Genomic DNA, 26,437 nt, shown 5'->3' on the forward strand with positions numbered 1-26,437 from the left:
AAAGGGTCGGAGCTAAACTTTTAACTTTTTGATTATAGTGAATTTAAAATTCTTCTTAAAATTTTTTGTTCAAATCATATTTCATTTGTTTTAGCACAGTAAATAAATCACCAATATGATTTTTACAAATGCCAAATATCACTTCTGCGTCCAAATCAAAATAATGGTGCGATATAAAATCTCGAATGCCTTTTATCTTTTTCCACTCAATTTCTGGGTAAGACTCCAAAAGCTTTTTATCAGTAATTTTGTCGATATTTTTGAGGCTCTCACCGATAGCGATGAGCTTCATACAGATGCTATCGAGCTTTTCTTGACCTTCTTTTGTGTCCATAAAATCATTTTGACACTTTGCAAATGTGCATCGCTCTTGTACGATGCCTATTGCTTCGATAATCTGTTCTAAAATATCGAGTACAAGCTCTTTATCATACATAGATGCCATCCCGTAAAATTCTCTTTTTTAAAGTAGGATTCATTTTCTCTCTGAGTCTTACAATATCTACTTTTGCATCAAATGCTTTCTCTAGGCTCTCTTTAAAATCATAAAGCAAAAAATAATCACTTAGTTTTGTATCGATAGCAATGTCAATATCGCTGTCCTCACGGTTTTCATTGCGTGCAAATGATCCAAAGAGTGCAAGGTTTGAAATGTGATATTTTTGTGCAAACTCATCTTTGTGATTTTTTAGGTATGTCAATATCGCATCTTTGTTCATAGCTTACCTCCTTCGTTACCCATTTACTATGGGATATTTAATTCTTCTTGGACAAGTATATCAAAAAATGGAATGGCTTATCTTTTTGAAAAAAATTTTCTGTTTGAGTTTTTCTACGGAAAAAAAAGGCTACTTTTTCTTTACATGTAAAGTGAAAAGTTTAAAAAGTAGCCTGTCCCCATTTAGTCCATTTAGTTAAAGCCCTAAATAGGGCTTTAACTTATGTTCTAAATTTATTGAGGATGGCGTTGAGTTGTGTGGTGAGTTCATTGAGGTGCTCACTCGCCCCTGCGATTTCTTCCACACTTCTGGTATTTTGCGTTGATAACGTATTGATTTCTTCGATTTTGGAAACGATGGTATCGATTTTTTCACCTGTTTGGATGTAGTCGTTAACCGTTTTTTCATTGAGTTTGGTTGCAACATTCATCATAGAAACAGTGTTATCCAGTTTGCTTTCCACATCCCCCGCGAGCGCGTTTAATTCTTGGATTTGTGCTGAATTAACATTCATTCTCTCTGAGCTGTCCGTGATAGCTTGAACAATGACATTAATGGTTGCGTTGATTTCAACCAAACTTTTTTGGGTGCGCTCTGCTAAGGTGCGTACTTCATCGGCAACGACTGCAAAGCCTCTTCCATGCTCTCCCGCACGTGCAGCTTCGATGGCAGCATTGAGTGCTAGAAGGTTTGTTTGATCAGCAATATCGCTGATGACGGTAAGAACATTTTTAACTTGATCGGCATCAGAGCTAAGTTGTTGGATTTTTTGTGCAAGTTCTTGCTCTGTTTGCGCGCTCTCTTCAACACGCTGTCCCAGTTTTTGAAGGAATTTACGAGCACTTTGGAGTTCATTATTTGCCTTAACGATCTCTTCTTTTGAAGCTTTTGCTTCATTGACGGAAGCGACAATTTCTTGTTTGGTCTCGCTTGACATGTGTGTGGCTTGAGCAATGATGATTGAAGAGTCTTCCACGCGTTTACCCACTTGCAGGGTTGTCGCTGAAAGTTCATGCGCAATCGATGCATTTTCAGAACTAGTCTCTTTTGCTAATTTGATGGTTGAGTGAACTTTATCGATAAATTGGTTAATCTCATGGGAAGCATCACCAATTTCATCTTGATTTTTAATAGCTAATTTTTTGGTTAAATCACCATCACCTGTTGCCAAATCATGGGCAGTTTCTTTAAGGTTTAAAAGAGGTTTGGCAATAATACTGGTGGTAAGAAAATAGATTGCAATAATAGCCAGTAAAGCAACGATAAAACCAACGACAACTTGCATCGAAGCATTGCTGTAAAGTCGATCGCTCATATTTTTATCCAGCACCAACGCTTTTGCCAAGATAATGTCCCGTGGTACTTGAATCAAAACTGCCCAAGGTTTACCTGTCTGTCCCAGCTGGATGGGAGCAACCGTTTCTATCATGCCACTATCAGCGTTGATGCGAACGAACGCCTTACCTGATTGAATAGCGGCATACATCTCTTCCCAACCTTTAGGCATCACTTGTTTAAAATGACCTCCGATCATAGAAGGATTCTCGCTTTGGGCTACCAACAGACCATTATCAGCAATGATGGACACCTGTCCATGCGCCTCAAACAACTCTGCATCAACTTTTTTGGCAATTTGCTGAACAAAATCTAAGTTATAATCCGCACCTGCAACACCATAGAATTTACCATTGACAGTAATGGGCACAGACATGGTTGCTAGGAACACTTGCTTACCTTGTACGATGTAGGGCAAAGGTCCAAGCACACTCTCTTTATTCTGTTCACGAGGGGTAATATACCAGCCACCTTTTAGAACACCATTAGGATGTTTGTCGTAGGTGTCATACTCGACTAATGGTTGAACGGCAATATTGCCTTTATCATCACGTGTCCAATAAGGGGTAAAGCGCCCAGTCGTTGGATTGTTACCGTCTTTGTTGACACGGAAGTTCTCATCAGCCCCATCAATAGCATTTGGCTCCCAACAGGAGTAGGTACCATTAAAGCCTTTGTTATGTTTTAAGACATTAAGAAGCACCGCATTGAGCTGATCACGGCCAATGTCCAGAGTTTCTTTACCATCTTTAGATTTATGTTTACTGACTTCAAAGGTATTCGCCATTGTACGTGCAGCATCCAAAGCCAACTCCAATTCGGACTGAATGGTACCACTTTGCTCACCGGCTAAATTTTGCAGTCTCTCCATATTGAGTTCCGTCAATAAAGAAGAAACCTCAGAGGAAACAATATCTTGTGTGCTTTTAGATGAATACAACCCATACCCCACCAATAGAATCACTGCTGAAATCAGACAAAGACCCGCTATCATAACAATCTTCGTTTGAATCGATTTAAATATCATCGCACACCCCCTTTTTTATTATTGTTTGTATATAAACTATACCATTCACTAACGTTGCTATTAAGTGTTTACTCCTTGAAATAAAACTTCTTAATTGAATGTGTGTTACACGGTAACAAATATTAGAATTATGAGAAATATAATCAAATTTCTTCATGCCATAATTTTAATATTCAAGATTTACTTAAAAATAATCGTCATATCATCAATGCATGATGAAAAATAATAGGGATTGGAGTTAAACTTTTAACTTTTATTTCGTCATTTTAAGTCACTCATGCAATTTTTTGAGATTGGAAACAAAAATGAGCTTTGATATTTTTCAAGTCTAGCTTCATCTGTTTAAGTCTCATCTACATAGAATGATGTACTAAAACCAATTAACATTTTGCTTTCTATTTTTATTTTTTTCAAAAGTATTTTTCTACGGAACACTATATGCAATTCTCATTTGTGAAATAAACTCACACAAGGAGAAGACAATGTCAGAACTCAGACAAATTGCTTTTTATGGCAAAGGTGGAATTGGTAAGTCTACCACTTCACAAAATACACTCGCGGCGATGGCGCACTACTTTGGTAAAAAAATTCTTATCGTAGGGTGTGACCCAAAAGCAGACTCAACCCGTCTTATTTTGCATGAAAAAGCGCAATGTACCATTATGCAACTAGCAAGCGAGGTTGGAACCGTTGAGGACTTAGAACTTGAAGATGTGTGTAAACCTGGAGCGGCTGAGTTTCATCCTGATGATACGACGATTACAGAGGGTTACATTATGTGTACCGAATCTGGTGGACCAGAGCCAGGAGTTGGATGTGCAGGTCGTGGTGTTATTACGGCGATTAACTTCTTAGAAGAAGAGGGTGCGTACGATGAAGCGCTTGATTTTGTCTCGTATGACGTTTTGGGCGATGTTGTGTGCGGTGGCTTTGCGATGCCGATTCGTGAGGGAAAAGCACAAGAGATTTACATCGTTATGTCAGGTGAAATGATGGCGATGTACGCAGCGAACAACATCTCTAAAGGAATTTTAAAATACGCCAATACAGGTGGCGTGAGACTTGCAGGACTTATTTGTAACGCTCGTATGACAGATAGAGAATACGACTTAGCCAAACACTTAGCAGAACAAATTGGCACACAACTCATTCACTTCGTCCCACGAAGTAATCATGTTCAACGTGCGGAACTTCGTCGTATGACGGTGGTTGAATTTGCCGATAAGTCTGACCAAGCGTTTGAGTACAAAGAGTTGGCTCGTAAAATTATCGCTAACGACCTTAAAGTAATCCCTAAACCACTCGAGATGGATGACCTTGAAGCCTTGTTAATGGAATTTGGTTTAGAAGAAGAAGTCGAAGCCGATGCTATCGGTAAAAAAGCCACAGCGTAAGCACACATTAAAATTCTACCAACAACGTTGGTAAGCTTTTCGGAGAAACATCGGGCATTTAGCCCTTGTTTTGTGCCCTAGTGGCTAACGTAGTCAAAAGAGCTTTGCTTTTTTGACGTTATAAAAATTATAAGAGGAGCACATTATGTTTATTTGCGGATACCACTTCCCAGCAGCTATGGGAAATAAAATTAGTCATGAACAAGTCGTTGAGAAAGTTACCAGTGAAGCAGGAGACCTAAGCGATGTTAGCTATGCTGTTCTTATCTCCGAAAACCGTGATGGTGTGAAACAAGAGGATTTAAGGGTTGAAAAAGGCTCTTTTCTTTTTACGGCATTGGCAGATTACTATAAAAAATCAGATATTGAGGGGGAATACAAAATGATTTATTACACCAATAAATATCAGATGAGTGAGGTTTCTAAAGCGGTCGATGGTGGCGTAACAGCAGCAGTATGCAAAAAGCTTGATGACATGTTGTTGTATCGGGTTAAAGTCGCTTAAGTGCGAGTTACATGTAAAAGGAAACGAGCATGACAACTGAAACATTGTTAAGCCAACAACAAGCCGCCATTGCGGAAGTGCTTGAGGCTTATCCTGAAAAAGCGAGAAAAAGCAGAGAAAAACACCTAGGCGTTGATGCGCCTGAGGGTGTTAAAGGTGCGTGCGATAGCACTAAAAGCAACAAACAAACCGTTCCAGGGGTGATGTCTCAACGTGGCTGTGCGTACGCAGGAAGTAAAGGCGTTGTGTGGGGACCTGTAAAAGATATGATTCATATCAGCCATGGTCCGATTGGTTGTGGTCAGTACTCAAGGGCTGGACGACGTAATTATTACGTGGGAACCACAGGGGTTGATACCTATGTTACCATGAACTTTTCCACCGATTATCAAGAAAAAGACATTGTCTTTGGTGGCGATAAAAAACTCAAAGCTGCTTTGGCGGAGATTGATGCACTTTTTCCGCTGAACAATGGTATTTCTATTCAAAGTGAGTGTCCTATTGGTTTGATTGGTGATGACATTCAAGCGGTGGCTAAAGCGTACAAAAAAGAGTCAGGAAAACCTACCGTTGCCGTCTCCTGTGAAGGGTTTCGAGGGGTAAGCCAGAGTTTGGGGCACCACATTGCTAATGATGTCATCCGTGATGAGGTGCTAAGCGATAACTCGTATAAAAAAGATTTTGAAAGCACTCCGTATGATGTCACCATTATTGGGGATTATAACATCGGGGGCGATGCGTGGAGTTCACGTATTTTGCTTGAAGAGATGGGGCTTAGGGTGATTGCTCAATGGAGTGGCGATGCAACCTATAAGGAGCTTACCATAGCACCAAAAGCGAAAATCAACCTGCTGCATTGCTACCGAAGTATGAACTACGTGGTACGTCATATGGAGCAAGAGTTTGGCGTGCCGTGGATGGAGTATAACTTCTTTGGTCCCACCAAAACGACCGAGAGTTTACGCAAAATTGCCGCCTTTTTTGATGAGAGCATTCAGGCAAAAACCGAAGCCGTTATCGCCAAATACACAGAGATGACCGATAAAGTCATCGCAAAATACCGTCCAAAACTAGAAGGCAAAAAAGTGATGCTCTACGTCGGTGGTCTTCGCCCTCGTCACGTCATTGGGGCGTATGAAGATTTGGGTATGGAAGTGATTGGTACGGGGTATGAGTTTGGGCATGGAGATGATTATAAACGTACCAAAGAAGAGCTTTCTCGTGCAACACTGATTTACGATGACGTGAACGAGTATGAACTCGAGCAGTTTGTGAAAAAACTCAAACCTGATTTGGTGGCAAGTGGTGTCAAAGAGAAGTATGTTTTTCAAAAAATGGGTTTACCCTTTAGACAAATGCACTCATGGGATTATAGCGGACCGTACCACGGATATGACGCATTTGCGATTTTCGCAAAAGACATGGATTTGGCGATGAACTCCCCTGTGTGGGCGCATACCAAAGCACCATGGGAATCGAATTAAGGAGAGCACAATGCAAGAGATTGAAAACATAGTAAACGGGCAAAAGCTCTTTTTAAAACCAGAGTATCAAGAGGTCTTAAACAACAAAAAACAGTTTGAAGGTCACGCAGGTGCGACTAACCCTGAAAAAGTCATTGAGATTTCTAAGTGGACAACCACATGGGAATACCGTGAAAAAAACTTAGCACGTGAGCACATTACCATCAATCCTGCTAAAGCGTGTCAGCCCTTAGGTGCGGTGATGGCAGCCCTTGGCTTTGAAAACACCATGCCTTACGTGCATGGAAGTCATGGGTGTGTGGCGTACTTTCGAAGTTACTTTACCCGTCACTTTAAAGAGCCAACACCGTGTGTGAGTGATTCGATGAGTGAGAGTGCGGCGGTTTTTGGTGGACTTTCAAACATGAAAGAGGGCTTACGTAACTGTAAAGCGCTTTATAAGCCTGATATGATTGCCGTTTCGACCACATGTATGGCAGAGGTTATTGGGGATGATTTGGATGCGTTTGTCAAAGGTGCGGTTACGGATGCACAGGGAGAACTCGATACGACGTATATTCCAGCGGCACACACACCCTCTTTTAAAGGCAGTCACATCACAGGGTATGACAACATGATGGAAGCCATTTTTAAGACACTCACACCTGAGGGAGAAGTGGAGAAAGATGAGGAGCGTATTAACATCATTCCTGGGTTTGAGAGTTATTTGGGAAGTCTTAAAGAGGTGAAAAAAATCGCCGCCATGTTTAGCGATAAAATTGTGATGCTAGGCGACCATGAAGAGCAATGGAACACAGGTGCTGGAGAGTATAAACTCTATGCAGGCGGTACACCTATGGATGTTGTCAAAAGTGCCAAAGGCGCAAAAGCGACCATCTCTTTGCAAAAGTACACCACACCAGCGACAGGCAAGTACATCAAAAACGAGTGGAAACACGACTACCTTACATGTAATCCTATTGGCTTAGGTGGAACCGATGCGTTTGTGATGAAGCTTAGTGAACTGACAGGTAAACCCGTCCCTTCGGAACTCACAAAACTTCGAGCGCAATTGGTCGATGCGATGCAAGATAGCTACCCGTATATGCACGGTAAAAAGTTTGCCATCTGGGGAGACCCTGACTTTTTGCTAGGTGTCGTCTCCTTTTTAGTGGAAATGGGCGCTGTGCCTGTGCATGTTGTATGCCACAACGCACCTCGCAAAAACTGGGAAAAAGAGATGCAATCCATCTTAGATAAAGGCACGTTTAAAGAGGAGTGTCACATCTGGGCGGGGAAAGATTTGTGGGCGCTTAGAAGCTTACTTTTCACAGAACCTGTGGACTTTATGATAGGCAATGTGTACGGCAAAGAGTTGTACCGTGATACGAAAATTCCTTTGATTCGCATTGGATTTCCAATTTTCGATAGACACCATTTGCACCGCTACTCCATCAGCGGATACGAGGGGTGTTTAAATCTTTTAACATGGATCACCAACGCCGTGCTCGACCAACTCGATGAAGAGACCAAAGGCATTGGCACCACCGACTACTTCTTTGACTGCGTAAGATAAGAGGAGGGCTTAGGCTCTTCTCTTTACATGTAACAATTTATTTTTAAGGTTTGGGTGGAAAAAATTTAAGGTCAAACCCTCTATTCTCCAGCTCTATATTCCTATAATTCTGTTCTTTTTTAAAAAATGGTTCATTTTTTCTTTGAGCTTTACAATACCTACTTTTGCATCAAATCCTTTTTTGAGGCTCTGTGCAATAAGTAAGCACTACGTGTCAAAATAGCAGTATAATGAATGAATTGCTCAGAAGACTTTTAAAAGGAGACACGCTTATGGTATCAAGAGATTACTCGTTTCGTGAAGAGATTTGGCATAGTTGCATTCATGGTATTGGGATTTTGCTGAGTGTGAGTGCTCTTAGTATCTTGTGTGTTTATGCAGGAGAAAGTGGCGATGGCACCAAAATAGCTAGTGCAATCGTCTTTGGACTCTCTTTAATCATTCTGTACAGCGCTTCCACACTTTACCATGCCATTTTCATGCCACGAACCAAATCTATTTTACAAAACATTGACCATGGTGCTATTTACATTCTTATTGCAGGAACCTACACACCCATCAGCTTACTAGGCATTAAAGGTGCGTTGGGATGGACACTTTTTGGCATTGCATGGGCAATTGCTGCACTGGGTGCGAGCCTCAATCTTTTTTTTCCAAAACGCTTTGCACGCTCATCCTTAGTTCTCTATATTGCTATGGGGTGGATGGTTGTAGGTGTTTTCAAAACGCTTCTAGCCCATCTTGACACATTGACACTTTCATTATTAGTAGCAGGTGGCATTACCTACACGGTTGGCATTATTTTTTATGTGTGGAGAAGACTGCATCTTAATCATGCTATTTGGCACTTCTTTGTCCTAGCTGGCTCTGTCTTTCACTTCTTTATGGTGTTACTACTCATTTTAGCGTAGGGCTTATATTTTAGAACACTAGCCAAAGTTGAGAGTTTTCAGAGTTTAAATTTAATTTTGACGAACATGAAAATAACTACGTAAAATATACAATATATTACGTATTCTCTTCTTACATTTCATTATGATTTCCAATAAAAACAAAGGTGGTATTTTGGCACTTTTTCAAGATAAATGGGATAGGCTAAATTAGCATTTTAAGGCTTTACGTTTAACATACTAGCTAAGACAAAAAATAATTACGTGCATTATCCCTTAAAAAAATCCCTTAAATGAGCAATACTACTGTATCCCATATTTAAAATGCTCTCTTTAGAATTACCGCCTAAATGTGGGGTGCAGATGAGGTTTGGTAGGGCGATAAGCTCTTTATCTTCCACGGGCTCTTTGGCAAAAGCTTCGAGAGCCGCCCCTGCGATTTGCCCTGTTTTAAGTGCAATTTTAAGCGCTTCTTCATCGATAATTCCGCCTCTAGCCGTGTTAATGATAAACGCATCACGCCTCATGCGCTCAAACTCTTTGCTTGAAAACATGCCGTGTGATTCAGGAGTGAGAGGCAGGTGAATGGAGATGATGTCGGCTTTGTCGAGTATCTCCTCTTTGCTCGCAAAAGTGATGCCATAGCGTTTGGCTTCTGCTTCGTTGTGGGTGCGATTGTAAACCAAAATGGTGCATGAAAAGGGTGCTAAAAGCTCAATCACCCGTTTGCTGATGTGCCCAAAACCAAAGAGACCAATGGTTTTACCGCTCAGTTCTCGTCCACCATTTGGCTTCCAAATACCTTGCTTTAAGAGTGTGGTGGAGATGTGAAGGTTACGAATGAGTGAGAGCATAAAGCTTAGGGTGATCTCTGCAACGGAGTTGGCGTTCGTACCTCCACTCCATCCCAGAGCAATGCCTCTTTTTTTCATCGCTTCCACATCAAGATTGTCCAGTCCCACGCCATAGCGAGAGAGGATTTTCAACGAAGGTGTGTGCGCTAAAATAGCCTCATCAATGACCTCTCGTCCTACTATCGCCCCTTCAACGTCCTCTAAAAAAGCGATGATGTCTGTGGGGGTTTTCAAGGCATTATCGGCATTAAGGCGTACATCGCTAAAGTGTGCTTTAAGCTCTGCGACCAACTCAGATGAGCGGGAAAATAAAGGAGAGAGAACAGCAATTTTCATAGTATTTCCTTTTTACATGTAACAATATAATATTATTTTACACAATGAATTTGAAAAACGATGAAGAAGATTAAAGATAACATTATAGAATAAGAGGATTTTTTAAATATAAGTTTATGAGGGAGAGATAAAAGAGCATCTTAACTCTCTTTTATCTCTGGTAAAACATTTAAGCGTTTAGTTTTTTGGTCGTATCTTTGATAGCCGTTTTGATGATTTCCCACTTGGTTTCAAATGTTTTTTTCATTGAATCAAACGTGCTTTCTGTTGATTTTGACAGCTCTTCTAATTTGGCTTTGCCTTCTTCTACTTTTTCTTCAAACGCTTTAATATTGTTGTTAATACTGATTTTTGCATCAGCCGTTGCGGAGGATGCTTTTGCTCTAAAAAGCTCAATTTGTGCTTTCCATTCATTGATTTCTGATTGGATTTTTTGTATGTAGAGTTCTTTGTCACTCATAATATAGCCTTTCTTATTTTTTTAATCCTGTGTTATAAAACACGCCTACCTTGAATAATTCTTGCAAGCACTACAATAAGTGCTATGACCAAAAGAAGGTGGATGAATCCTCCCATGGTATAACTTGTCACAAGACCGAGTGCCCACATAATAATGAGTAAAAGAGCAATGGTGTATAACATGAGAGTCTCCTTGATTAATTTTTCAATGACGCATCAACACTCATGGTATTGATAACATTTGAAACACCTTCAACATCTTCAACAAGTTTTGTAACCAAATCAATCTCGGCACTGTTTTGCGCTTTTCCACTCACTGAAACCACACCATCTTTGGTGGTAACACTTGTACGGATTGCACTGGTAGAGCCGTGAAGAAGAAGGGTCATTTTTACTTGAGCTGTAATGGAGGCATCGTCTATTTTTTCTGCCATAGTTTCAGGTTTTATCAGTTTCATTTGATTATTAACACTTTTAACCCCTTCAACTTTTTTGGCGTATTCTGTTGTTAGATCTCTTCTAGCAGCGCTTGAGGCGATACCTTTGAGGGTCACAACACCATTTTGAACATAGACTTCTGTTTTACTGGCGCTGACTTGGCTATGAAAAACAAGGGAGGTTTGCACTTTCATTCGTATTCATGTGTCAGAGTTTTCAGGCAAGCGGTCTTCTCGTATAACAATGTTATTTTCAACACTTTTAACACCCGCTAATGCCTCAGCGGTGCTCTCAGCCATAGGCTTGTGCGCATCATCAAAGACTTCACCTGATAATACCACAACCCCATCTTTAGCTTTGATTTTGATGTTTTCATCTTTTAAGTAAGTTCTGTAAACATAACTTTTTTTGAAAGATGACTCTATAGTGTCGTCTACATTTGAGGCAAATACGGATGTATTAAGAGCTATTAATGTCGCAATACAAATGGCTGCGATAGCAAACGAGTGTTCAAACGTGATGACATTCGCATTTTGTGGCATTTTCACTTTCTTACCGCTTCTGTTTTCTTTGGATCTGCTTTGATTTCATCTTTTTTTGGCTCAGTTACTTTAGGTGCATCTTTCTTTGGATCTGGGTTTACAAAGCCTTTTTTAGGGTCATTTGAGTTGTTTTTGTTTTGGTTGTTAAACATGATATTTCCTTTTTTTTTGGTCGATAGATATGAGGTCGTGCATCGAGCATGAAGAGCACAGGACTTACAGTTTATTTTGAACGTGATGTTCGTAAATGCCTAAACGTCAAAAGGTCACCTCTTAAAACTCCTAAGAGCTACTGGATACCTTGCATTGTCTTGACCCATTTTATCCAGTCGGCGGTACAGGGTATGTAAAATAAAGCTCATCAAGCGTTCTCATTGTTGAGGAAGCGCTGAAATCTCTTTTACATGTAAACATCTTACGATGCTTAGGTTACTTTTTAGTTATATTTAAACACTTTACATGTAAAACAAAATGCTTTACATGTAAAGATAGTTTTAGAATACTATTGTTGAAGTTTTCGATTGATCTCTTCAAGTGTGGTTTGAGATTCTGTAACGAACATACCCCCTGCATTGACGGCCTCAAGTGCGTATTGTCTTGCTTCAAGCAGTTTGTTTTCTTTAAGCAAGGATTGTGCTAGATTATTGAGAACAACAGGGTCATTGGGTTTTAAGACAAGTGCTCGTTTGTATTCAGCCGTTGCATTCATATAATTTTTCATATCGTAGTCAATATTTGCCAACATGACAGAGCCTAAAAACGAGTTAGGATGTTGTTTAGTATATATCATGGCGGTTTGTCTGGCTTCTTCTTTATAGCCAACCTCTGCCATATCTACAATCGCCTTTATCATCTCTATTTCACTGGAAGCAACAGGCAATAATGGCGGTTTGAGTGCAACAATAGCCCAACTTCCTCCACGCTCAAAAAATGTTTCAAACTCATCAAAGCTCATTGTCGTTTGATTGTTTTTCATTGCGGAAAGGTAGATTTGTTTTGTATTTTTATCAAAACCTGTTACAACAGAATAGTGCCATACAGGGACAGAGGGAAGTCCTAAATTAAAAAGTACTAAAACAGGTCTGTTGGTAGAAACTTCACTTAAAACAGCAGCGAGGTTTTGGTTGATAGCATAGGGAATAAGTCCATAACGCCTTGCTGTTGCTTTTATCTCTACTTGTAAGCTTCCTTTGAGTTGGGGAGTAAAAGTACTACCAACAATATCACCGTACACAAACTCAATGTGTTGATGGTTGAGTAACGTCGCCAAAGAGGCAGGTCCACAAAAATACTCTTTTTGAGGGTACGTTGCCAATGAGAGTTTTTTGGACTCAAGAATGGATTTATCACTTGATAAATAGTCATAATTTTTAGAGGCACAGCCTACAAAGAGCACCATAGTGGCGCATAAAAGTAATAAGCGTTTCATTGTGCACTCTTTGTAAAATTATACACTTTTGTATACCCTAAGATATCCGTAATTAAAAGCACAAGAAAAATAAACACGATAACACCGATGATGGCACCCGCTCCAGCACCAGCAGGGAGTGTGTCAATTTCATGGTTGATTTGAGCAATCTCCTCATCCGTGAGTGTTGCAATTCTTCCTTGCAGGTCTTCATGGCTTACCCCTAAAAGTAAGAGTTTCTCTTGCACTTCTTGCTTGTTAAGAAATGTATCGATACTTACCTGTGAGTTTGACGCATGCAGTAAGTGTTTTGTGCTGATGACTTCAGCAAACAGTGTTGTCGAAAAAAGAGAAAGTGACATAAAAAAGGTAATGAGTAATTTTGCAGTGTTCATGATGAACTCCTTTTTAGGTAAAAAATAGGTACAAGCTTAGAGTAAGCACGAGGTTTGTTACGGTGTCATCGTAACAAGCCATGGTTATTTTTTGGTTATGGTGATTTAGTTTATTTTTCATAGCGCCAAAGAGTAAAAATTGCGCTATAGTGAAGTTGTGCTATAGCGTTATTTTGCCTTTTTACAAAGGATGCACGATGTTAGATTTAGGTGTTATGTCATGTTGCAATCGTTATACTGTTTTGTGTGTTGATGATGAAAAGGAGTTTTTAGACTATCTTAGTGCTATCTTAAAACTCTATTTTTTAGAGGTTTACGCTGTTTTATCCGTCAAAGAGGCATATGAAATTATCGAAGATCACCCCATTGATCTTATTATTACGGATGTGTATATGCCAAAAATTAATGGGATTGATTTCATTCAAAAGATTCGCTCCGAGCGCTCAGCCATCTCTGTCATCTTCTTAACGGCATGTTTTGAAAAAGACTTTTTGCATGCGGCAATTCCATTGGGACTGGATGCGTACTTGACAAAACCTGTCACCCTTGAAAAACTTTTTGCAACCCTTAGACGCTCCATTGAGATTATGGAAAATCGCTCTTCTAAAACGTATGCGCTTAAAGGGGGTGTTTCGTTTGATTTAATAGATGAGGTTGTCTATACGACAGCAAGCCGTAAAATTATTGATCTCACCCCAAAAGAGCTTGCATTGCTTTCTTTGCTAGTTAAAAATCAACATCTTATTTTGAGTAAAAGCGTGATTGAGGAATATTTGTGGGAATTTGAAAGCATTGCTAACAGTTCCGTGAAGACATTGATTAAAAAATTAAGAACAAAAATCGGTGAAAGTGCCATTGTGACACACAGTACAATTGGATATTCTATTGTACTTGAGGAGAAAGCATCATGAAAATCTATACGTATCGTTTTGTTTCGCACGAAGATTTTGCTCTGTTTATCGTTCAAAAAGAGCTAAGTTTGGCTCCCAATATTTTTGTAATGTGTTACTCAGGCATTGATGACCAAGCCATCAATCAAGAGATACTCTCAAGCATCAAAACACTTCTCCCCCAAGCCTCCATCATGGGTTCAACCACCGATGGTGAAATCTTTGAAACAGAGGTTATGGTACACTCTTTTGTCCTCTCTTTAACGACCTTTGAGAGTACGACTTTAAAAATTGAACTTTTTTCAGCGGAAATTGACTCGTTTAAAGCAGGTCAGATGATAGCAGGTGAGGGTGTGAAACTGGGTGCTAAAGTCGCAATTATCGTGGCTGATGGCATCGTGACCAATGGTGACTTTTTGATGGATGGTGTGAACTCCATTGCTCCTTCTTTAGTCGTTGCAGGAGGACTAGCAGGCGATAATGGTCGGTATGAAGAGAGTTTTATCTTTTGCGATACACACGTCCACTCTAAATCCATCGTAGTAGGCTATCTTATCAGCGATACGTTAGAAGTCTATCACACCAAAAGTTTTAACTGGGCGCCTATGGGACCAAAATTTAAGGTGACACGTGCCGATAAAAATTGTATCTATACGGTGGATAACATCTCGGTACTTGAGCTGTACCGAAAGTACTTAGGCTCTGCTTTAGCGCAAAAACTTCCCCTTGGAGGTATAGAATTTCCGTTTGTTTTTTATAAAGAAGGGCATTTGATAGGTCGTGCGCCCATCCGTTTAAATGGGGATGGTTCAGTGGTTTTTGCGGGCAATATTTCTGAGGGTGAAATCATTCAATTTGGTTTTGGTGACATCGATGCGATTTTGGCGGATGCCAGAGAAATTATTGCGGATTTAGCAGAATTTGGTCCTGAGAAAGTGATGGTTTTTTCGTGCATGACACGCAAAAACTTTTTAGGTGAAGATGCCCATAATGACTTTGAAGGTCTCTCTTCCATCGCACCCACGACAGGCTTTTTTACCTACGGAGAATTTTTTCACGATTGTGACCAGAAATGCAACTTTTTGCTCAATGAAACGATGACAGTTTTAGGGCTAAAAGAGGCAAATACAAGCAATAAAATGAGCACACTGGTATCTTCTGTGTTGCCTCAAAAAAAGAGTGCCATCAATCATCGGTATTCAGAAACGTTTGATGCCTTGTTGCACATAGGTAGGCAAACGGCATTGGAGTTGGGGGCATTAAACTCAACCTTAAATGACAAAGTCGATGAGGCAGTAAAGCGCTATCTAGCATCAGAAGAGCTTATCATCATCCAAGCACGTTCTGCCATTATCGGCGAGATGCTCAGCATGATAGCCCATCAATGGCGTCAACCTCTCTCCATCATTGGAATGGTCATCAGCAAAATGCGCCTTGTCGCCCTTAATGCCACAACCAAAGATGAAGAATTGCTCACCGATATTGGCGTGGTGGATCGCAATGTGAATTATCTCTCTAATACCATTGAAGATTTTAAAAACTTTTTTAAACCCGATGTCAAAAAAGAGTGGCACAGTGCTTCGATGATTTGCGAACAACTCCAATCCCTTGCCGACCCAATACTTAAAATGTACAAAATTGATTTAGAAATCACGCTCAAAGATGATAAAAAATTCTTTATTTACGGCAGTGAATTGGTTCAAGTCTTGCTCTCCATTGTTTCTAATTCCAAAGATGCCATTGTGGAACAACACAATGAAAATGGCAAAATTTTTATCGTGTGTGAATACAAAGCGCTCAAAGCCATGTACCGATTTACGATTTCCGATAATGGTGGAAGCATCGCACCTGAGATGATTAACGTAATGTTTGAGCCTTATGTGTCGAGTAAAGGCATTACGGGGACGGGGCTTGGATTGTACATGGCAAAGACCATCATCGAAAAGCATTTCAAAGGAACTATTGCTAGCAAAAACATTGAAGGTGGGGCATGTATTACGATAGATTTTCCTATTGGAATGAAGGAACCCTTGCAGGTAGTGAAGTAAAACAAGTCCTTAGAGCGCATCTATCCCATAAAGATGCGATGATTCTTATTTTACCCTTGTTGATGGTGTGCGAATGATAGTTACATGTAAACAGACGTAAGAAAGGGAGGATTTCCCTCTTTTACGTTGAGAGGCGAAGCTTTTATTTGCCAAAGTGTTTTGAAGCGTGGTGTAGGGTAGATTTGGTGGATTGCCAAATGGATTCAACCTCTTTTTTCATAGACTCAAATTTCTCTTCACTTGCACAAACGAGTTGGTCAAGTTTGGCTTTACCCTCACTCATTTTTTCTTCAAGGTATTGGATGTGTTTGTGCATCTCGATTTGCGCTGTTTCATTGGCTTTGGAAGCTTCTTCTTTAAAGGCATCCACTTTGGCACTGCATTCGTCAAAGTGTGCTTTGATGTGTTGTTCATAGACTGTTTTATCGCTCATTGTAAATCCTTAAGAGTGTGATGTGGTTTTTTGATGGTAGGCGTGCGTGTGCACTCCTTGTTTAGACAATTGCTTTAAACTTTGCTGTTGTATCTTCAAGTGATTTAATAATACTTTCCCATGCAACTTCAAATGTTTTTTTAGCAGATTCAAATCCACTGCCTGTGGTGTTCATTAATTGAGTAAGGCATGTTTTTCCCTCTTCAAGTTGGACTTCAAGCAGTTTAACGTGTTTGATTAAGGCGACTTGCAGATGAACACGTGCGGCTAAGGCTTGTGTCCTAATCTGTGTCATTCCTGCTTTCCACTCATTGAGTTGTGTTTGTTTCGTGTGATAGTAAAGCATCTCTTTATCGTTCATTGTGTTTCCTTCTGTTTTGGGACTGTCGATACGAGGTAGAGTGTTGTAACATAAAGTGTTGTGAGTATTTTATGGAGTTTAGAAGTTCATCTACTGCTCCTACTATACTCTTATTTTGAAGATTGTGGGGTTTTTTTGAACAATAAGGAAATAATGCTTTTATTCATTACGAAAGTACCCATTCGTGAGTGAAGACAAGAGTAATGCATCAAAGAGAAAAGAGTTAAGGTAGGTTGGGATGGTATGTTGGTCTTACATGTAAGCGTATAGGTGCTTACATGTAAAGGGCTCCCATGACTAAATAGAGCGTGTAAACCACATAGCCTAAAAGTAAAACAGCTCCTTTTTCAACGCCAATTCGATTTTTTTCATGTTTTCCGCCGTATGCCATAAAAAAGAGTGCAAAACTCATCATAAACATGACACCCCAATCTCGGTAAAAAATTTCAGGCGCAATCACATAATCAGGTGCAATGGTAGCCGCAACTCCCATAACCGCTAGAATGTTGAAAATATTTGAACCGACCACGTTTCCAATGGCAATATCAGACTCTCCTTTTTTAACAGCGGCAATAGACGTAGCCAATTCTGGCAAAGATGTTCCAACCGCAACAATGGTTAACCCAATAATCAAATCGCTGACCCCAAGTATCGTAGCAATGCCAACGGCTCCCCACACGAGCAGTTGAGAGCTTCCCACCAAAAGCACTAATCCTATGAGAAGCAAAACAATACTTTTAGGCAGGCTCATCGTTTTTTGAAAAATTTCATCTTCAATCTCATGAATGAATTTATCCCGTCGTGTTTTAAGCCCACTTCGGATTGTCCACCCAATAAAGCCAAATAATGCCACCAAAAGCACTATACCCTCAATGAGACTTAAGGTTGCATCAAAAAGCATGTAGCCTGAGAGGAGGGTAATGCCAAGGGAGAGCAAAATATTTTTTTTCACGACATTGGAGTGCAGTGCAATAGGCACAATAAGTGCGCTAATGCCTAAAATAAGACCAATGTTGGCAATATTTGAGCCCAGTGCATTGCCCATTGCAAGAGCAGGTGTGCCATTAAATGCGGCAATAGAAGAGACGGCGATTTCAGGGGCACTTGTGCCAAAACCAACAATTAAAATTCCAATGAGTAGGGTTGGCATACCAAGATTGAGAGCAAGTGCGGTTGCGCCATCGACAAATTTATCGGCACTCCAGACAAGTAAAATAAGACCTAAAAGAAGCGCTAACGAAAAAAGAAGCATAAAAAATCCTGTGAGATAAAATGAAGTGTATTTTACCTTTTTTTGCTAAAGATTCTTTACATGTAAAGCTTTTGATCTTCCACAACGCCCAATTTTCGGGCAATCGCTACAGCGGCGGTTCTGCCATCAAGGGCTGCGTTCACAACGAGGTTTGCGCCTCTCACCACATCGCCACCTGCGAAGATGAACGGATGGGAGGTCTCTTTGTTTTCATCGACGATAAGCGTGTTTGAACGACCAACAGCGAGGTTGAGTTCATCGTAAAAGCTAAAATGTTTGGCTTCAAAACCAAGGGCTAAAATGATGCTATCCGCAGGTAAGGTTTGAAGGCTCTGTGGTTTGGTTTGCAATTTCTTGTTTTCATCGGTATAGGTTTCCATAATTTCAAGTCCAATGACACGATGCTCTTCATCCACGAGCGCTTTTTTGGGCAAGGCGTTAAAGATAAACTGTACCCCTTCTTCTTTAGCGTTAAGGACTTCAGCAGGGCTTCCAGGCATACTTTTCTCATCCCTTCGGTAGACACAGGTCACACTTTTAGCATGATGACGAATGGCGGTGCGAAGCGCATCCATCGCAGAGTCGCCACCACCGATGACGACGACGTGTTTGTTGCGTAAAACTGATTTTTGAAGGGCATGGTCGAAAAGATTTTTTTGCGTTTGGGTAAGAAGGGTCATGACTTGATGCACACCGTTTGCATCTTCATTTTCCATATCGGCACTGCGACCTTTAGGCACACCTAGTCCCAAAAAGACGGCATCAAACTTCTCTTGAAGCTCGCTGAGGCTCACATCTTTTCCCACTTCGGTGTTTAGATGCACTTTCATACCAGCTGCTTTCATCCACTCAAAACGTCGCAAGATGACACTTTTGGGTAGTTTAAAGTTAGGAATGCCGTACATCAAAAGCCCGCCCACTCGGTTTTCGCGCTCATACAGTTCGACTTCGATGTTGGAACGAAGCAAAAACGTCGCACAGCTCAAACTCGCAGGACCACTGCCCACAACGGCGACTTTGAACTTTCGACCCTCCGCTTGACCGTAATCGGGAATGGCGCCTTGTTCGTACGCTTTTTCATTGAGAAAGACTTCCACATTGCCGATGGAAACGGCATGGTACTCTGTTTTCTCCAGCGTACATGAACTCTCACACAGCCCTTTTTTAGGACAAACACGACCGAGTATTTCAGGAAAAGGAGAGCGTGCATTGGAGAGCTCAAACGCTCCTAAGTAGTCATTTTCATAGGTTTTTTTAAGCCATCTTGGGATGTTGTTATTGAGTGGACAGCCTGTGCGACAGAACTTAAATTCACTCTCAAGTCCACGCAAAAGATCAATCGGGCATTGCAGACAACGACTCGCCTGCGCCTTGGCTTCGCTCTCTTCAAAATTATGATAAATGGGGTAATAATCCTCAACGCGTTCCTGCGCAGGGCGTTTTTTTGGATAGGCTTTTGCGATTGTTTTATAGTCTCTCATGTTCATCCTCGATGATTTCTATACTCTTTACATGTAACTCTTGCCCACCTATCATGGAGACGTCCTCGCTGTGACATTTGGGGCAGATAAAATGGTTCTCACTCACGACACTTTGCTCATGACACGAAGCGCACAGAAGCACCACGTCGCACAGCTCAACAACGAGTGTGGCATCGTGGCAGATGGTCCCTTCTTTAAAGGTGTCAAAACACTGTTCCAAAAAATGAATTTCAATGCCACTGAGTCTTCCCACACGAATTTCAAGACGTTTAATTGCCTTGGCATGGTGCTTTTTCGCCTCTTTTTCACACACATCAATGAGTGAAGCGACGATGGAATACTCGTGCATAACCCTTAGCCTTTGGCTGCCATAAGCGTTTCAAACGTATCGTAATCAACCAGACGAATCGCATCGGTGGTGCAGACACGCACGCACGAAGGCCCTTGTGGATGGCTAAAGCAGAGATTGCATTTTACAGCGACCCTGCGGTCTTCTTTTTGGATCATACGAATCGCGCCATACGGGCAGATGAGCGAACAGCAGCCACACCCCACACACGCTTCTTCATGCAGTTTGATAAACCCATCCATCCGCTCAATGACGCCATGCGGACAAATCGTTGCACAAGGAGCATCTTCGCAGTGCATACACTGAAGCGGAGCGGTTTTGGTCTCCATCTTTACCACACGATTGCGTGAAATAAGCGGTAACTTCGTGGTGTAGGCTTCCTCAAAAGCAATGCCTTGGTAACTAGCAGCACAGGCTAACTCACAACTCAAACACCCCACACATTTGGTGCTATCGGCTAAAATAAATCGATGTCTCATCTTAACGCTCGGTACAGGAGATACACGGATCAATGCTGTTAAAAATCAGGGCAACATCGTCAATGCTATTGTTGGGCATCATCACTTTGAGCGCTTCCCAGTTCATGTAGGTGGGAACTCTCCACTTCATTCGCTCAGGCTTTTGGGTGCCATTGGTTTTGAGGTAATAAACGAGCTCACCACGTGGTGCTTCGGTGCGAGAGATCGCTTCGCCTTCTGGAATGAGTGTGCGTGTTGGAAGCACAATTTCTCCCGTTGGTAAGGCATCCAGCGCTTGGTGAAGCAGTTTCATGGATTCTAAAATTTCATACAGTCTCACTTTCGCACGAGAGAGCACATCGCCATCTTGTTGAAGCACGACATCAAACGAAAGTTGGTCATACGCAGCATAAGGAGCGCGTTTTCGTACATCGTTATTGACACCGCTTGCACGTGCCACAGGGCCTACAACGCCCAGTCTGAGAGCGTCTTCGTAGCCTAAAACACCTACACCAGAAAGTCTGGAGATAAGCGTTGCATCGGTTTCAAACAGAGCGATAAACGCTTCGATTTTGCTTTTGTTCTTATCCAGTGTCGTTTTGATGGAAGCGATCAGTGTGGCGTCTAGATCAAACTTCACGCCACCAATGGTGTTGGCACTTAAGTCCATGCGATTGCCCCAAATGGCTTCTTTGAGGTCTTGAAAATCCTCACGTGCCTCCAAAAACTGTGTCATCAATGCTTTGTTGTGAATGAGATGTGAAAGCATGCCAAGGTTAAAAAGGTGGCTTGCGATGCGCTTGATCTCATCGGCGACGACACGAAGGTAAAGGGCGCGCTCAGGCAGTCTCAGTCCTGCGATCTTCTCCACCGCCATGCAGTAGGTAAAGGGGTGGTTGTTGGAACAGAGTGCGCAGACTTTTTCGGTGATGATAAGATTTTGCAAAAAATTTCGTTGAAGTACGATAGATTCGATGCCACGGTGAACAAAACCGTTGATCATATCAACCGTTTTGATCGTTTTGCCATCACTGTTGGGCTCAATTTTAAAATAAACGGGCTCTTCGAGTGCCACATCAAATGGTCCTAAAATGACTTTAGTGTTATCCACGGTTGCTTCCTTCTTCTGCTTTAACTCTGCTCCAAAGTGCTTGGCTGACTTTGCCACTCATGGCGGAAGAGAGTGAATAGTACTCGCTTAAAACAGCCTCTTTAATCGCTTCATCGAGAAAAAGGCGTTTGGGGTTGGGGTGATTGAGGATAGCTATGCCATAGATTTCGGAAAGTTCCCGCTCCGTCCAGTCCGCACTTTTAAACAGTGGTGTGATGGAGGGAACGCTTTTGTCGTTGATGTGCAGTTTGACATTGAGCATCATGCCATCAAGGTCGAAGTGATAGACCAGTTCATGCGCCTCACCTTTTTGATACGCAGTGATCATACAGACCCGTGCGTTCATCGTTTGAAGGATCTCTGCAAGGCTTAAAAGCAGGTTTTTATCGTCTATTTCGCACCAAAGGCTATCACCTTGAAGATCAAAATGACAACCTAATTTTAGGGTGTTAAGAGCGTCATTGAGTTTTACATGTAAAGATTTCATTTAAAGGACTCTTCTTTCAAATGTATGGTCACGTCTGCATTTAGGGCAGAGTTTAAAAAGAGAGGTAATAGGTTCGCTTATTGTCTTAAAGCTTCTTTTGAGCATCGTTAAAGGAACGTTTATCATCGGTTCATGGCAGTTTGGGCATTCACCATATTCGACTATATTAGCCGTAATCGAGGTGTATTTTTCACTTTGGGGTGTTGCTTCGGCTAGCGTGTTGCTTAACGTGATCGCACCTGTGGGACAAAAATAGGTACAGTTGCCACACACGGTACAGGTGTTGTGCCAGATGATGAAGTCATAGCTCTTTTGTGGCTCGACACAGGTGATGTTGATCGCACCAGCAGGGCAGACAAAGGCACAGGTTTGGCACAGAACACACTGCTCTTTATCAAACGTGATTTTTCCTTTGTAGGCATTCATGCGCTCACCTTCTCTTTCCAAAGTGCACAGGCTTTAATGAGTCCATCAACAATGCTCTGCGGTGAGGGCGGACAGCCAGCGATGTTGACATCCACATCCACGAAGCGATCCAATGGACCCTCTATAGAGTAGCTATCACGAAACACACCGCCCGTGATCGGGCATATTCCCATGGCGACCACCACTTTTTTAGGAGGTAACCGTTTGAGCGTGGCTTCTAAAAAAGGTTTGGAGCGTGTGGTGATGGAACCCGTGACGATGACAATATGTGCCTCTTCAGGTGTGTTGGTGTAGGTGCAATGAAGCGTGTCAAAGCCAAATTTGGGAACAAGGATACTCGCCAAAAGCTCGACATCACAGCCATTACAAGAACCTGCATTGATGCGATAAACGTTCATAGTATCTACCATAAAGGGTCTCTTTGGGTATATTTTTTATTAAAATTAATTTTATAAGTAAAGACTTATTTAAAGTTTGTATTGTAACACAATAATCAAAGAATTGGGAAGATGCCTATCAAAAAAGTTTACCTCACGTGATGCACTATGCCTTATTTGATTAGGAATATTTTATGGGGTGTTTGTAAACAAGAGGTAAGGAAGAAAACTTCCTTACATGTAAAGAGATTTTAACGTGCGTATTGGCACTCTATTTCTTCTTTGTTGGCTTTTCTTACATCCGCAACAACTGCATGAAACACAACATCAGTGCCTGCAAAAGGGTGGTTTCCATCTAAAACAACATGCTCAGGTGTCACTTCTTTGACGAGGTAGATAATACTCTCTTCTTCGCCGCTCAACTCATCTTCGATGATTTCTTCAAATTGCTCACCCTCATGGATGTGCTCATCAAACTCACTACGAGGCTGTGTCACAATCAAATTCTCATCAAACTCACCAAACGACTCTTTGGCAAGCAATGTTACTTCGACTTCATCACCAACACTTTTACCCTCAAGCGCTTTTTCCACTTTTGCGAAAATATCGCCGTATCCGCCATGCAAATAAACCAGTGGTTCATCACCTGTGTCTAAGGGGTTGCCTTTTTTATCGACCACTCGGTAACTTAAGGTCACCACGCTGTTTTTACTAATTTTCATTTTTTTCCTTTAAATAGTTTTTGAGTCTTTGAATGCCCTCAGCCATGTGTTCGATGTTCCTCGTGTAAGCAAAACGCAGATAGTGACTTGTTCCATTGCTTCCAAAATCAACCCCTGGTGTGGTAGCGATGTGAATCTTCTCTAAAAGCTCTTTGGCAAAAGCAAAACTGTCGTTTGAGTAGTGTGAGATGTTTGCCCAGATGTAAAATGCCCCCTCAGGTTTGGCGTCGATGTCGAAAAGTTCTGAGAGTTCTTTGTAAAGATAGTCTCGGCGTTTTTGAAACTCCTCTTTAACTTCTGCTAAATACGCCTCATCAAAGGCTTCGAGTGCGCCGTATTGGGAGAGGGTAGGGGCGGAGATGAAGAGGTTTTGTGCGACCATCTCGGCATGGCGAATTTTTTCTTTTGGAACGATGACCCAGCCCAAACGCTGACCTGGAAGGCAGTAATATTTTGAAAAACCGTTGATAACATAGACGTTTTTGTCTCCAAACTCCAAAGCACAGTTAGCCTCTTTTTCATAGGTTAAGCCGTGGTAAAGCTCATCGGAGATAAAGGCTATGTTTTTACTTTCACAATACGCCACAAGCGCTTCAAGGTTTTTGGCATCGTAGATATTTCCCGTAGGATTGGCAGGGGAGGAGATTTGCAAGGCGTCAAGTGTATGAGGCTCTAAATGCTTTACATGTAATTCAAAATTATCCGCTTTTCCAATGGGCATAAAAAGCGGTTTGATGTCTAAGAGATAAGCAAAGTTTTTATAACACGGATAAGATGGGTCGCTAAATCCTAGCGTGGCATCTTTGCCTAAAGTGAGTGCATAAGCAATCAAAAATGCCCCACTGGTTCCAGGGGTGAGAAAAATCTGCTCGATGTCAATGTGAACACCGTAGGTTGTGGCGTAGTGGGATTTGATTTTCTCACGCAGTGCCACAAGCCCATGACTTTGCGTATACGAAAAGCGGTTCTCATCAATGCTTACATGTAAAGCATTTTTCACGTTGGGTGAGGGAGGAAGGTCGGGTTGTCCGATTTCAAAATGAATCGCATCTGCATATTTCTCCGCCTCTTTGACGATGTCCATCACAATAAAAGAGCTCATTTTTTCACAACGCACACACCGACCTTTTTTTGATGGGATTATAGCTTGATTTTCAATGAGATACAAAATAACATTGACTTTTGCATTGGTTAAATATATGAAAAGGAGTAAAGATTTTTGATAATTTAGATAACTCTTCAGATATTAAAAAAATCATGGAGGGAAAGAACAACCCCAATTATAAAAGAATAGAACAAATACCAGAGGATTGAGGTTCTATACAAGGCATTGGTTAAAAAACATAAAGGGTTTTTAGTTGGGTGAAGGAAATGTTAAATAATCTTTTAAAATTCTTTCAAATTTGGCTTGTAAATTCGTTGGTTGTGGGAGCGTTAGAAATTCTGTGTCAATCAGGTAGTATTTCAAATACACAAGGATTGAACGATGGAATTTCAGATAGACACAGAGGCAATATTACAGCACATACGTGAGGGCAAAGCCCTTGGAGGGAAAGATGGAGCACTGGCTCCTCTTATTAAACAACTAACAGAAGCAGCACTTCAAGCAGAGATAGAATCGCACCTTACCCAAGATTTGCAAAAGAATCGTAAAAATGGATTTAGCTCTAAAACAATGAAGAGTGAAGTAGGTAACTTCGAACTCGATGTTCCAAGAGATCGAACTGGTAGATTCGAGCCTCAAATCGTGAAGAAAAATCAAACCCATATGTCGGATCAAATAGAGCAAAAGATACTCTCACTCTATGCCCTTGGCAACAGTTATAGCCAAATAGTTGACCTTATTGAAGAAATATACGGTGTAGGCTTCTCTAAAGCCACCATAAGCGCCGTAACCGATAAAATCCTACCCATGTTACAAGAGTGGCGCGTTCGCCCCTTGGAAGAGCTGTATCCCTTTATATTCTTAGATGCCATTCACTATAAAGTGAAAGATGAAGGCAAATATATTTCCAAAGCATTTTATACCGTGCTTGGTGTTAAAACCGATGGTAAAAAAGAGATATTAGGTCTTTATTTAGGTGAAAGTGAAGGAGCAAAGTTCTGGTTACAAGTGCTCACAGATCTGCAAAACCGTGGAGTGAAAGATATATTGATTGCCTCAGTCGATGGACTTAAAGGATTTCCTGAAGCGATTAACTCAGTATTTCCCAATACAGAAGTTCAGCTGTGTATCGTCCATCAAATACGCAATTCCCTCAGGTTTATAGGCTCAATCAATCAAAAGCAATTTGCTAGTGAACTTAAAGCAGTCTATCAAGCATTTTCCAAAGAAGAAGCTGAAAATGAACTGGATAAACTGGAAGAAAAATGGGGTAAAAATACCCTATTGTTTTTCAATCATGGCGCAACAAATGGGATAACCTCTCACTGTATTTTCAGTACCCTGAAGATATTAGACGTGTTATTTATACCACCAATATTATTGAATCCGTTCATCGCCAGTTTAGAACATTGACAAAGACTAAAGGGGCTTTTCCAAATGATGATAGCTTACTCAAACTTCTTTTTATGGGTATTAAAAATGCAGAAAAAAAATGGACAATGCCTATACGAAATTGGAGTCTAACCCTCTCACAACTCTCAATTTATTTCGAGGGTAGACTCAACAAGGCTTTAAATTTATGATACAATTTTAGGA

30 protein-coding genes and 1 pseudogene are annotated in these 26,437 nt (G+C 41.1%); 8 read left to right on the plus strand and 23 right to left on the minus strand.

Features of this window, described 5'->3' with window-relative positions; translation table 11 throughout:
• Positions 1–55: 55 nt before the first annotated feature.
• The 3 genes from SULBA_RS05135 to SULBA_RS05145 form a co-directional block, all read right to left on the minus strand.
• Complete coding sequence (locus tag SULBA_RS05135; protein WP_245391444.1) at positions 56–445, minus strand: HepT-like ribonuclease domain-containing protein; 390 nt, start codon at positions 443–445, stop codon at positions 56–58.
• The gene (mntA, locus tag SULBA_RS05140; protein WP_014769213.1) at positions 429–719 is read right to left on the minus strand and encodes a type VII toxin-antitoxin system MntA family adenylyltransferase antitoxin; all 291 of its coding nucleotides are present in this window, start codon (positions 717–719) and stop codon (positions 429–431) included. The genes SULBA_RS05135 and mntA overlap by 17 nt, the downstream gene beginning before the upstream one ends.
• 220 nt (positions 720–939) lie before the next feature.
• The gene (locus SULBA_RS05145; RefSeq protein ID WP_014769214.1) at positions 940–3,081 is read right to left on the minus strand and encodes a methyl-accepting chemotaxis protein; all 2,142 of its coding nucleotides are present in this window, start codon (positions 3,079–3,081) and stop codon (positions 940–942) included.
• 482 nt (positions 3,082–3,563) lie between these two features.
• Here SULBA_RS05145 and nifH point away from each other — a divergent pair, with 482 nt between their 5' ends.
• From nifH to trhA, 5 genes are all read left to right on the plus strand, one after another.
• Positions 3,564–4,475 carry a nitrogenase iron protein gene (gene nifH, locus SULBA_RS05150; protein ID WP_014769215.1) on the plus strand — a complete coding sequence of 304 codons (912 nt, stop codon included), beginning with the start codon at positions 3,564–3,566 and terminating at the stop codon, positions 4,473–4,475.
• Between the two features lie 145 nt (positions 4,476–4,620).
• Positions 4,621–4,980: a hypothetical protein gene (locus SULBA_RS05155; RefSeq protein ID WP_014769216.1), complete on the plus strand. Its 360-nt coding sequence runs from the start codon at positions 4,621–4,623 to the stop codon at positions 4,978–4,980.
• 29 nt (positions 4,981–5,009) lie between these two features.
• Complete coding sequence (nifD, locus tag SULBA_RS05160) at positions 5,010–6,464, plus strand: nitrogenase molybdenum-iron protein alpha chain (RefSeq protein ID WP_014769217.1); 1,455 nt, start codon at positions 5,010–5,012, stop codon at positions 6,462–6,464.
• Positions 6,465–6,474: 10 nt separating this feature from the next.
• Positions 6,475–8,019: a nitrogenase molybdenum-iron protein subunit beta gene (gene nifK, locus SULBA_RS05165; protein WP_014769218.1), complete on the plus strand. Its 1,545-nt coding sequence runs from the start codon at positions 6,475–6,477 to the stop codon at positions 8,017–8,019.
• A 272-nt stretch (positions 8,020–8,291) separates the two neighbouring features.
• Positions 8,292–8,930 (plus strand): PAQR family membrane homeostasis protein TrhA, encoded by a 639-nt coding sequence (trhA, locus tag SULBA_RS05170; RefSeq protein ID WP_014769219.1) that lies wholly within the window; start codon positions 8,292–8,294, stop codon positions 8,928–8,930.
• Between the two features lie 248 nt (positions 8,931–9,178).
• Here the strand turns inward: trhA and SULBA_RS05175 are convergent, their stop codons facing one another.
• The 8 genes from SULBA_RS05175 to SULBA_RS05195 all read right to left on the minus strand — a co-directional run bounded on the left by SULBA_RS05175 (position 9,179) and on the right by SULBA_RS05195 (position 13,341).
• The gene (locus SULBA_RS05175) at positions 9,179–10,099 is read right to left on the minus strand and encodes a phosphoglycerate dehydrogenase (RefSeq protein ID WP_014769220.1); all 921 of its coding nucleotides are present in this window, start codon (positions 10,097–10,099) and stop codon (positions 9,179–9,181) included.
• Between the two features lie 169 nt (positions 10,100–10,268).
• Positions 10,269–10,559 (minus strand): sll1863 family stress response protein, encoded by a 291-nt coding sequence (locus tag SULBA_RS05180; RefSeq protein ID WP_014769221.1) that lies wholly within the window; start codon positions 10,557–10,559, stop codon positions 10,269–10,271.
• Positions 10,560–10,591: 32 nt separating this feature from the next.
• Entirely contained in the window at positions 10,592–10,741 is a 150-nt protein-coding gene (locus tag SULBA_RS12945) for a lmo0937 family membrane protein (protein WP_014769222.1), read from the minus strand.
• A 14-nt stretch (positions 10,742–10,755) separates the two neighbouring features.
• The gene (locus tag SULBA_RS12950) at positions 10,756–11,184 is read right to left on the minus strand and encodes a BON domain-containing protein (protein ID WP_172634071.1); all 429 of its coding nucleotides are present in this window, start codon (positions 11,182–11,184) and stop codon (positions 10,756–10,758) included.
• Between the two features lie 12 nt (positions 11,185–11,196).
• Positions 11,197–11,538, minus strand: a complete 342-nt coding sequence (locus SULBA_RS12955; protein ID WP_050985276.1) for a BON domain-containing protein — start codon at positions 11,536–11,538, stop codon at positions 11,197–11,199.
• Positions 11,539–11,540: 2 nt separating this feature from the next.
• On the minus strand, positions 11,541–11,690 hold the full coding sequence (locus SULBA_RS12960) for a hypothetical protein (RefSeq protein ID WP_014769223.1): 150 nt from the start codon (positions 11,688–11,690) through the stop codon (positions 11,541–11,543).
• Positions 11,691–12,040: 350 nt separating this feature from the next.
• Entirely contained in the window at positions 12,041–12,967 is a 927-nt protein-coding gene (locus tag SULBA_RS05190) for a PA2778 family cysteine peptidase (RefSeq protein ID WP_014769224.1), read from the minus strand.
• Positions 12,964–13,341: a PA2779 family protein gene (locus SULBA_RS05195; RefSeq protein WP_014769225.1), complete on the minus strand. Its 378-nt coding sequence runs from the start codon at positions 13,339–13,341 to the stop codon at positions 12,964–12,966. Before SULBA_RS05195 ends, SULBA_RS05190 begins: the two co-directional genes overlap by 4 nt.
• A gap of 197 nt (positions 13,342–13,538) precedes the next feature.
• Here SULBA_RS05195 and SULBA_RS05200 point away from each other — a divergent pair, with 197 nt between their 5' ends.
• Together SULBA_RS05200 and SULBA_RS05205 are read left to right on the plus strand one after the other, a co-directional pair.
• The gene (locus tag SULBA_RS05200; RefSeq protein ID WP_014769226.1) at positions 13,539–14,252 is read left to right on the plus strand and encodes a response regulator transcription factor; all 714 of its coding nucleotides are present in this window, start codon (positions 13,539–13,541) and stop codon (positions 14,250–14,252) included.
• A complete protein-coding gene (locus tag SULBA_RS05205; RefSeq protein WP_014769227.1) occupies positions 14,249–16,279 on the plus strand; it encodes an FIST N-terminal domain-containing protein in 2,031 nt (676 codons plus the stop codon). Before SULBA_RS05200 ends, SULBA_RS05205 begins: the two co-directional genes overlap by 4 nt.
• Before the next feature lie 142 nt (positions 16,280–16,421).
• On the opposite strand, the gene SULBA_RS05210 is transcribed toward SULBA_RS05205, so the two are convergent.
• The 12 genes from SULBA_RS05210 to SULBA_RS05265 form a co-directional block, all read right to left on the minus strand.
• Positions 16,422–16,712, minus strand: coding sequence for a sll1863 family stress response protein (locus tag SULBA_RS05210; RefSeq protein WP_014769229.1), 291 nt, complete (start codon positions 16,710–16,712; stop codon positions 16,422–16,424).
• Positions 16,713–16,773: 61 nt separating this feature from the next.
• Entirely contained in the window at positions 16,774–17,073 is a 300-nt protein-coding gene (locus SULBA_RS05215; RefSeq protein ID WP_014769230.1) for a sll1863 family stress response protein, read from the minus strand.
• A 274-nt stretch (positions 17,074–17,347) separates the two neighbouring features.
• Entirely contained in the window at positions 17,348–18,325 is a 978-nt protein-coding gene (locus SULBA_RS05220; RefSeq protein ID WP_014769231.1) for a calcium/sodium antiporter, read from the minus strand.
• Positions 18,326–18,381: 56 nt separating this feature from the next.
• Positions 18,382–19,806, minus strand: a complete 1,425-nt coding sequence (locus SULBA_RS05225; protein WP_014769232.1) for a glutamate synthase subunit beta — start codon at positions 19,804–19,806, stop codon at positions 18,382–18,384.
• Entirely contained in the window at positions 19,793–20,155 is a 363-nt protein-coding gene (gene hypA / locus SULBA_RS05230) for a hydrogenase maturation nickel metallochaperone HypA (protein ID WP_014769233.1), read from the minus strand. The genes SULBA_RS05225 and hypA overlap by 14 nt, the downstream gene beginning before the upstream one ends.
• 5 nt (positions 20,156–20,160) lie before the next feature.
• Positions 20,161–20,634, minus strand: a complete 474-nt coding sequence (locus SULBA_RS05235) for a 4Fe-4S dicluster domain-containing protein (protein ID WP_014769234.1) — start codon at positions 20,632–20,634, stop codon at positions 20,161–20,163.
• A gap of 1 nt (position 20,635) precedes the next feature.
• Entirely contained in the window at positions 20,636–21,724 is a 1,089-nt protein-coding gene (locus SULBA_RS05240; RefSeq protein ID WP_014769235.1) for a hydrogenase large subunit, read from the minus strand.
• Positions 21,717–22,211 carry an NADH-quinone oxidoreductase subunit C gene (locus tag SULBA_RS05245; RefSeq protein WP_014769236.1) on the minus strand — a complete coding sequence of 165 codons (495 nt, stop codon included), beginning with the start codon at positions 22,209–22,211 and terminating at the stop codon, positions 21,717–21,719. The genes SULBA_RS05240 and SULBA_RS05245 overlap by 8 nt, the downstream gene beginning before the upstream one ends.
• Complete coding sequence (locus SULBA_RS05250) at positions 22,212–22,637, minus strand: 4Fe-4S binding protein (RefSeq protein WP_014769237.1); 426 nt, start codon at positions 22,635–22,637, stop codon at positions 22,212–22,214.
• Positions 22,634–23,047 (minus strand): NADH-quinone oxidoreductase subunit B family protein, encoded by a 414-nt coding sequence (locus tag SULBA_RS05255; RefSeq protein WP_014769238.1) that lies wholly within the window; start codon positions 23,045–23,047, stop codon positions 22,634–22,636. Before SULBA_RS05255 ends, SULBA_RS05250 begins: the two co-directional genes overlap by 4 nt.
• A 218-nt stretch (positions 23,048–23,265) precedes the next feature.
• Positions 23,266–23,736 carry an FKBP-type peptidyl-prolyl cis-trans isomerase gene (locus SULBA_RS05260; RefSeq protein WP_014769239.1) on the minus strand — a complete coding sequence of 157 codons (471 nt, stop codon included), beginning with the start codon at positions 23,734–23,736 and terminating at the stop codon, positions 23,266–23,268.
• The gene (locus tag SULBA_RS05265) at positions 23,726–24,853 is read right to left on the minus strand and encodes an aminotransferase class I/II-fold pyridoxal phosphate-dependent enzyme (RefSeq protein ID WP_014769240.1); all 1,128 of its coding nucleotides are present in this window, start codon (positions 24,851–24,853) and stop codon (positions 23,726–23,728) included. Before SULBA_RS05265 ends, SULBA_RS05260 begins: the two co-directional genes overlap by 11 nt.
• Before the next feature lie 369 nt (positions 24,854–25,222).
• Between SULBA_RS05265 and SULBA_RS05270 the strand changes: the two are divergent.
• Positions 25,223–26,424: pseudogene (locus SULBA_RS05270) on the plus strand (IS256 family transposase).
• The last annotated feature ends 13 nt before the right edge of the window (positions 26,425–26,437 follow it).

The sequence above is a fragment of the Sulfurospirillum barnesii SES-3 genome, assembly GCF_000265295.1.
Lineage (GTDB): Bacteria > Campylobacterota > Campylobacteria > Campylobacterales > Sulfurospirillaceae > Sulfurospirillum > Sulfurospirillum barnesii.